This is a genomic window from Pseudomonas sp. SDO5532_S415, from assembly GCF_054071155.1.
Genome location: NZ_JBSVWS010000059.1, coordinates 22,147 through 29,464 on the forward strand (window position 1 = coordinate 22,147; position 7,318 = coordinate 29,464).

At 63.1% G+C, this 7,318-nt stretch carries 6 protein-coding genes; 2 read left to right on the top strand and 4 right to left on the bottom strand.

Annotated features, from left to right (window positions below; translation table 11 throughout):
• Window positions 1-75: 75 nt before the first annotated feature.
• Window positions 76-942: a LysR family transcriptional regulator gene (locus ACW9HW_RS15165; RefSeq protein WP_457400562.1), complete on the bottom strand. Its 867-nt coding sequence runs from the start codon at window positions 940-942 to the stop codon at window positions 76-78.
• Between the two features lie 103 nt (window positions 943-1,045).
• Here ACW9HW_RS15165 and ACW9HW_RS15170 point away from each other — a divergent pair, with 103 nt between their 5' ends.
• Both ACW9HW_RS15170 and ACW9HW_RS15175 read left to right on the top strand, forming a co-directional pair.
• Window positions 1,046-2,590 carry an MFS transporter gene (locus ACW9HW_RS15170; RefSeq protein WP_457400563.1) on the top strand — a complete coding sequence of 515 codons (1,545 nt, stop codon included), beginning with the start codon at window positions 1,046-1,048 and terminating at the stop codon, window positions 2,588-2,590.
• A gap of 107 nt (window positions 2,591-2,697) precedes the next feature.
• Entirely contained in the window at window positions 2,698-3,921 is a 1,224-nt protein-coding gene (locus tag ACW9HW_RS15175; RefSeq protein WP_457400565.1) for an NADH:flavin oxidoreductase/NADH oxidase family protein, read from the top strand.
• A 144-nt stretch (window positions 3,922-4,065) separates the two neighbouring features.
• Here the strand turns inward: ACW9HW_RS15175 and ACW9HW_RS15180 are convergent, their stop codons facing one another.
• The 3 genes from ACW9HW_RS15180 to ACW9HW_RS15190 form a co-directional block, all read right to left on the bottom strand.
• The gene (locus ACW9HW_RS15180; RefSeq protein ID WP_457400566.1) at window positions 4,066-4,611 is read right to left on the bottom strand and encodes a vWA domain-containing protein; all 546 of its coding nucleotides are present in this window, start codon (window positions 4,609-4,611) and stop codon (window positions 4,066-4,068) included.
• A 119-nt stretch (window positions 4,612-4,730) separates the two neighbouring features.
• Window positions 4,731-5,729, bottom strand: coding sequence for an ATP-binding protein (locus tag ACW9HW_RS15185; RefSeq protein WP_457400567.1), 999 nt, complete (start codon window positions 5,727-5,729; stop codon window positions 4,731-4,733).
• Between the two features lie 164 nt (window positions 5,730-5,893).
• Window positions 5,894-7,318: cobaltochelatase subunit CobN (locus ACW9HW_RS15190; RefSeq protein WP_457400569.1), on the bottom strand; the 1,425-nt coding region annotated here is incomplete at its 5' end.

The following is a 7,318-nucleotide window of genomic DNA, read 5'->3' on the forward strand; positions in this document are numbered from 1 at the left end:
ACTCGGACACGAGACCCGGTTTCGAAGTTCGACACAAAACACCGGGAACGAACTCGCTCGCGAAACGTTTGGCTTCTAGCTTTTTTTCACACGCTCGATGTACCTGTTCACCGCCGGCGACTTCTCAAACCGCCGATGAATCAATGCCAACCACGACGACGCATTGCAATCCTTGATCTGCCGGTACACCACATTCGGCAGACTGACGTGGCCAACCACCGACTCCGGCACCACCGCCACCCCCTGCCCCAGCGACACCAATGCAATCACCGCCACCAATCCACCCGGCTGCGCCCCGAGCTTCGGTACGAAACCTCCTTGACTCGCAACCTGCAACGTACCGACGACTTGCTCCGGAAGAATGAAGTTTTCGTTGTGCAGATGCGCAGAGTTGATGACCTGCAACCGGGTCAGCCATGAGTCCACCGGCAACGCCAACACAAAGCCCTCGTCGCTCAGGCGCACACCCTCGACACCTTCGGGCAAAGCCATCGGGCAGCGGATGTAACCCAAATCGAAGCGCCCCTCAAGGATCATGTTCGGCAGGCTGGCCATGGGGCTTTCCCGAACGTTGAGGCTGACATCCGGGTATTGGCCGGCAAAAGCCTGCACCTGCTTTTGCAGCGCCCCGGAATACACCGCCGAGGCCACATAACCCAGTTCGATGTGGCCGATGTCGCCACGACCGGCGCGTTGGGCATTGCGCTGGGCCGACTCGAACTGGCGCACCGTGGCCTCGGCCTCGATCAGCAGCGCCGTGCCGGCCTCGGTCAGGCTGACATCCCGCGCCTGGCGCAGGAACAGGCGCGCGCCCAGTTCCGCTTCCATGTCCTGGATCTGCCGGGTCAAGGTCGGCGGCGCAATGCCCAATTGCTCGGCGGCACGGGTGAAGTTGCGCTGCCGGGCGACGGCGAGGAAGTAGCGGAAGTGGCGGATGTCCATCGGTGCGTTAGCTCAAAGGTAATGAAGTGATGATGCGCGCCTAACAAAGGGACCGTCAGCCAGCGATAAGCTGCACATCACTTCACAGTAGAGAACGTCCGCCATGTCCGTCAAACCCAAGGTGAGTCCGCGCCTGACCTTGCTCACCGCCTCAGCCGTGTGTTCGTTGATCGTGCTGGACACTAATATCGTCGCCGTTACCTTGCCCAGCATCGCTCGGGATCTGGGGGCGAATTTCGCTGATATCGAATGGGTGGTCAGTGCCTACATGCTGGCCTTCGCCGCCTTGCTGCTGCCCGCCGGCAGTCTGGCCGACCGCTTTGGACGGCAGAAAACCCTGATGTGGGGACTGGGTATTTTCATCCTGGCCTCGCTGGGTTGCGGTGCGGCGCCGAACGCACTGTTTCTGGACATCGCACGGGCGATCAAGGGCGTCGGTGCCGCGCTGCTGCTGACCTCCGCGCTGGCCTCCATCGGTCATACCTTCCACGATGAACTGGAACGGGCCAAGGCCTGGGCGTTCTGGGGCGGTTGTATGGGCGTGGCCATGACGGCGGCGCCGACCTTGGGCGGATTGATCACTGAATTCGTCGGCTGGCGCTGGATTTTCTACCTCAACCTGCCGGTCGGCCTGTTCCTCATGTACATGGTCTGGCGCGCAGTGCCGGAATCCCGCGATGCCCAAGCCGCCCGCCTCGACCCTTGGGGCAGCCTCGCCTTCAGCGCCAGCCTGTTGTGCCTGATCTGGGGCCTGATCGAAGCCAACCGGATCGGCTGGAACAACCCCGTCACCTACGCACGCCTGGTGGGCGGTGCCCTGTTGCTGGGTTTGTTCGTGGTGATCGAGCGCCTGCAACAGCGGCCGATGATCGACTTGCAATTGTTCAGGCATCCGCGCTTCATCGGTGCCTTGCTCGGCATGTTCTCCTACGCCGCCTGCGCCCAGGTGATGATGACCATGCTGCCGTTCTACTTGCAGAACGGCCTGGGCTTTACCGCCATTTCCGCCGGGTTGGGCATGCTGCCGTTTGCCGTGACCATGCTGATCTTCCCGCGCATCGGCGCACGGCTGGCGGGACGCGTTCACCCGGCAAACATGATGGCGATCGGGCTGACACTGGTGGGTTGCGGCAACCTGCTGAGCGCCTGGGCGGTCAACAGCGGCGGCTACCTGCCCTTCGCCCTGGCGATTGCCGTGACCGGTGCCGGTGCCGGGTTGCTCAATGGCGATACGCAGAAAAACATCATGGCCTGCGTACCCCGAGAGCGTACCGGCATGGCGTCGGGCATGAGCACCACCATGCGTTTCAGTGCGGTGATGCTGGCGATCGGGGTCTATGGCGCCTTGCTGTCGGGCCATAGCGAACAGTTGCTGCACGACAACCTGTCGGCACAGGGCGGGCAGTGGCTGGAACACACTCAAGGCGTCGCCTCACGGGTGGTGGCCGGTGACATGCCGGCGGCCATGAGCCTGTTGCCGCAAGCCGCACAGTCGGTGGTCGAGCCGCTGGCTCGCCAGGCGTTTGTCGGGGGCTTCAGCCTGTTGCTGTGGGTCGCGGGACTGGCAGGATTACTGGCTGCGCTGGTGGTCGGCACGCTGATGCGCAATCCGATTCCCGTATCCCGGTCGAACCTGGTGCTTGAGTGAGGCCATCACCCGTTCGGCATTTTCATCACAGGTCATGGCGTCGGACTGCTTGACATTCAAGTGAGCTTTAAGCTTAGCCTCTGTTCATCACTGATGAGGAGTCAAGCATGTCACCCTTCCAAGCCTTGAAATTGCCCAACGGCCAGACCATCGCTAACCGGGTCGCCAAAGCTGCCATGGAAGAGAACCTTGCCGATAGCGATCAGGCACCCGATCAAGCGCTGTTTCGCCTGTATCAAGCCTGGGCCGAGGGCGAAACCGGACTGCTGCTGACCGGCAACGTGATGATCGACCGCCGCGCCATGACCGGTCCCGGTGGGGTGGTGCTGGAGGACGAACGCCACCTGGAACGCTTCCGCCAATGGGCCGGCATTGGTCGCGCCGGTGGCGCGCATTTGTGGATGCAACTCAATCATCCGGGCCGCCAAACCATGGCCAACCTCGGCCAGCAAGCCCTGGCGCCTTCTGCGGTGGCGCTGGATCTGGGCTCGTTTTCAAAGATGTTCGCCGAGCCAAAGCCCATGAACGAAGCCGATATCCAAGAGGTGATCCAACGCTTCGCCACCAGCGCCGCACTGGCGGAAAAGGCCGGGTTCAGCGGCGTGCAGATCCATGCCGCACACGGTTACCTGCTCAGCCAGTTCCTCTCGCCGCTGACCAATCGCCGCACCGATCGCTGGGGCGGTTCGCTGGAGAACCGCGCGCGTTTGCTGCTGGCGGTGGTCGATGCGGTACGCAACGCGGTGTCGCCGCAATTTTGCGTGGCGGTGAAGCTCAACTCGGCGGACTTCCAGCGCGGTGGCTTCGATGCCGACGACGCGCGACAAGTGATCCAGTGGCTCAACGATCAGCAGATCGACCTGCTGGAGCTTTCAGGTGGCAGCTACGAAGCACCGGCCATGCAAGGCGAAGCCCGCGATGGCCGAACCCTGGCCCGTGAGGCGTACTTTCTGGAAATGGCTGGCGAACTGGCCAGCGTGGCTCGCATGCCGGTGATGGTGACAGGCGGGATCCGGCGCCTGGCAATCGTCGAGCAGGTACTCGACAGTGGCATCGCCATGGCCGGGATCGGTACGGCGTTGGCCGTCGAACCGCAGTTGGTCAAACGCTGGCGCGAAGGTGAGAACAGTCACCCACAGCTACCGCCGATTCGCTGGAAACGCAAACCGCTGGCGGCCCTGGCGAATATGGCGGTGGTGAAGTTCCAGCTGCAGCGCTTGAGTCGCGGGCGCAAGACCCGGCCGCAGGTGTCGGCGTTGTGGGCGTTGATTCTGGACCGGGTGCACATCGCCCGGCTTACACAGCGGTACCGGCAGGCGATGGGTAAGTAGTTCAAAACTTACAGTGCCTGATACACCGCTTTCGTCGGAACGCCGCCCGGAACCGGCTCGCTCCCACAGGGGATTTGTTTACACAGGAGATCCAATGTGGGAGCGAGCCTGCTCGCGAAGAGGCCCGCACAGACAACACAGCACTCAGCCCGGCAGCAACTCATCGATATGCCGATACTCGGACTGCAATTGCGCCGCCAGTACCCTGCTACGCCCAAGGCGGATCGGCCCGCGCTCGATGTCGATCACCAGCCCCGGACAATCGAGTGCGGGCAACGCCGGCCACTCTTTCAACCGACCATCAGTCACCACCAGCAACCGCTGTTGCTCCGCCGGAAACCGCTTTTGCCGTGCAGCCAGCCAGCACCCCGCCTCCCCCAGCGCCGCCAGCAACGGCGTGCCGCCACCCGCGCCAAGCCCATCGAGCCAGTGGCGCAGACCGCTGGAGGCTTTCAACCCTTGCACCTGCCACTTCGGCAACGCACCACTGGCCGTCAGCAAAGCCAGGCGCGCGCGTTGACGGTAGGCGTCGTCGAACAGTTGCGCCAACAGCCCCTTCGCATCACTTAGCGCTTGATGACGACGGGTCGAGGCCGACGCGTCGACGATCACCAACCACAGTTCATGGGGCGAACGGGTGCGCAGTTGAAAAAGCAGATCCGTGCGCTGACGGGGCCGGCCGTTGAGCAAGGTGCCGGGCCAATTGACCGAACCGCTTCGAGCAGCGTGACGCTTACCCTGCTTGCCGTTGTCCAGGCGTCCGGCACGGGGTCTGGCATTCGCCCCCGCATCAGATCGAGGGCGAATGCCTAGGGCTTTTTTGGCCAGCTCGGCACTTCACGTCGGGCGCCCGTCGCCAGTGCCTGGGCGGGCATTTCACCCCATTGACCCTGGCCTTCGCTCGGGTTTGAAGGCTGAACCGAAGGCGCCTGGTTTTGTTGTGGTGCAAGTGGCGACTGTTCGCGGCGACGATGGCGCAAGGCAAACTCGGCGACCGCATCGATATCTTCCTCGGCGATGGCACGCGCCCCTCTCCAGGCGGCATGGGCACGCGCCGCGCGCAACCAGACCAGATCGGCGCGCAGGCCATCGACACCGGCGGCAAAGCAGCGCTCGGTAATCTGCTCCAGCGCTGCATCGTCGAGGGGAATGTCCACCAATGCGCTACGCGCCTTATGGCAACGTTCGCGCAATGATTGCTGCTGGCGTTCCCACTCGGCGCAAAAACCTTGGGGATCGCTGTCGAAATCCAGACGCCGACGGATGATCTGGCCGCGCTCGGTGGGTGCGGTATGGCCGCTGAGGGCGACGTTCAAGCCAAAGCGGTCGAGCAGTTGCGGACGCAACTCACCCTCTTCCGGGTTCATGGTGCCGATCAGCACGAACTTCGCCGAATGCCGATGGGAGATGCCGTCGCGCTCGACCAGATTGGTGCCGCTGGCGGCGACGTCGAGCAGTAAATCGACCAGGTGATCGGGCAGCAGATTGACTTCATCGACGTAGAGCACGCCGCCATCAGCCTTGGCCAACACGCCGGGGGAAAATTGTGCGCGACCTTCGCTCAGGGCGGCATCCAGGTCGAGGGTGCCGACCAGGCGCTCTTCAGTGGTACCCAACGGCAAGGTGACGAACTGACCGCTGGCGAGCAGGTCCGCCAGGCCTCGGGCCAGGGTCGATTTGGCCATGCCGCGCGGGCCTTCGATCAGCACGCCGCCGATCTTCGGGTCAATGGCGGTCAGGTACAGCGCGAGTTTCAAGTCATCGGCGCCGACCACGGCTGAGAGGGGGAAATGCGGGGTGTCGGTCATGTCGGTTTTCTCATCATGGTCGGTTATTACTATGTGGCGAGGGAGCTTGCTCCCGTTCGGCTGCGTAGCAGTCGTAAAACCTGCCAACCGGGTACATCAGGGGAAAAGCGGGGCCGCTTCGCGACCCAACGGGAGCAAGCTCCCTCGCCACAGGTTGAGCTGTTTCAGGTATCTTCTTCTATATCCAACAACAGGTCTTGCAGCGCCTCTCGATACTCACCCGGCGCCTTCCACATCCCCCGCTGCTGCGCTTCGAGCATGCGCTCGGTCATGTCGCGCAAGGCATGAGGGTTGTGCTCGCGCACGAAATCCCGGGTGTCTGGATCGAGCAGATAGGCATCGGCCAGCAACGCGTACTGATGATCGTCGATCAACCGGGTGGTGGCGTCGAAGGCGAACAGGTTATCGACCGTCGCGGCCATTTCGAACGCACCTTTATAGCCGTGACGCTTGACGCCCTCCAGCCACTTCGGATTGGCCGCCCGGGAGCGGATGACCCGGTTCAGTTCTTCCTTCAGCGTGCGGATCTTCGGCAGGTCCGGCTGGCTGTGATCACCGTGATAACTAGCCGCCACTTCGCCGCCGAGGCTTTCCACGGCGGCCAGCATGCCGCCCTGGAACTGGTAATAATCATTGGAGTCGAGCAAGTCGTGTTCACGATTGTCCTGGTTTTGCAGCACCGCTTGCACCTGGCTCAGACGCTGGGCGAACTGATCTCGGGCCGCGGTGCCTTCGTCTGAACCGCCGTAGGCATAACCGCCCCAGTTCAAATACACCTCGGCCAGATCCTCGCGGCTCTGCCACAGACGACCATCGATGGCGCCCTGTACCCCTGCCCCATAGGCACCGGGTTTGGCACCGAAAATACGCCAGCCGGCCTGACGCCGCGCGGCGTCTTCATCAAGGCCTGCTTGCAATAACGCTTCACGTTCGGCGCGCACTTTGGCCGCCAACGGGTTGAGATCGTCCGGCTCATCCAGCCCGGCGACCGCTTGCACGGCGGCGTCGAACAGGCGGATGAGGTTGGCGAAGGCGTCGCGAAAGAAACCGGACACGCGCAAGGTCACGTCCACCCGTGGGCGATCGAGCAGGCTCAGCGGCAGAATCTCGAAGTCATCGACCCGCTGACTGCCGGTGGCCCAGACCGGACGCACCCCCATCAGCGCCATGGCCTGGGCGATGTCATCGCCGCCGGTGCGCATGGTCGCAGTACCCCACACCGACAGGCCGAGCTGGCGCAAATGATCACCGTGGTCCTGCAGGTGGCGTTCAAGAATCAGGTTGGCCGATTGGAAACCGATGCGCCATGCGGTGGTGGTCGGCAGGTTGCGCACATCTACCGAGTAAAAATTGCGCCCGGTCGGTAGCACATCCAGGCGCCCGCGACTCGGTGCGCCGCTGGGGCCGGCGGGCACGAAACGCCCACTGAGGGCATCGAGCAGACCGCGCATTTCTGCGGGACCACAGGCGTCGAGCCTTGGTGCGACCACCTCGCGCAAGTTGTCGAGGATGGCTTGTACTTCAATCCAACGCGTCTCCTGTGGGAGCCAGCCTGCTGGCGATGGAGTGTCAGTCGACATCAATGTGGC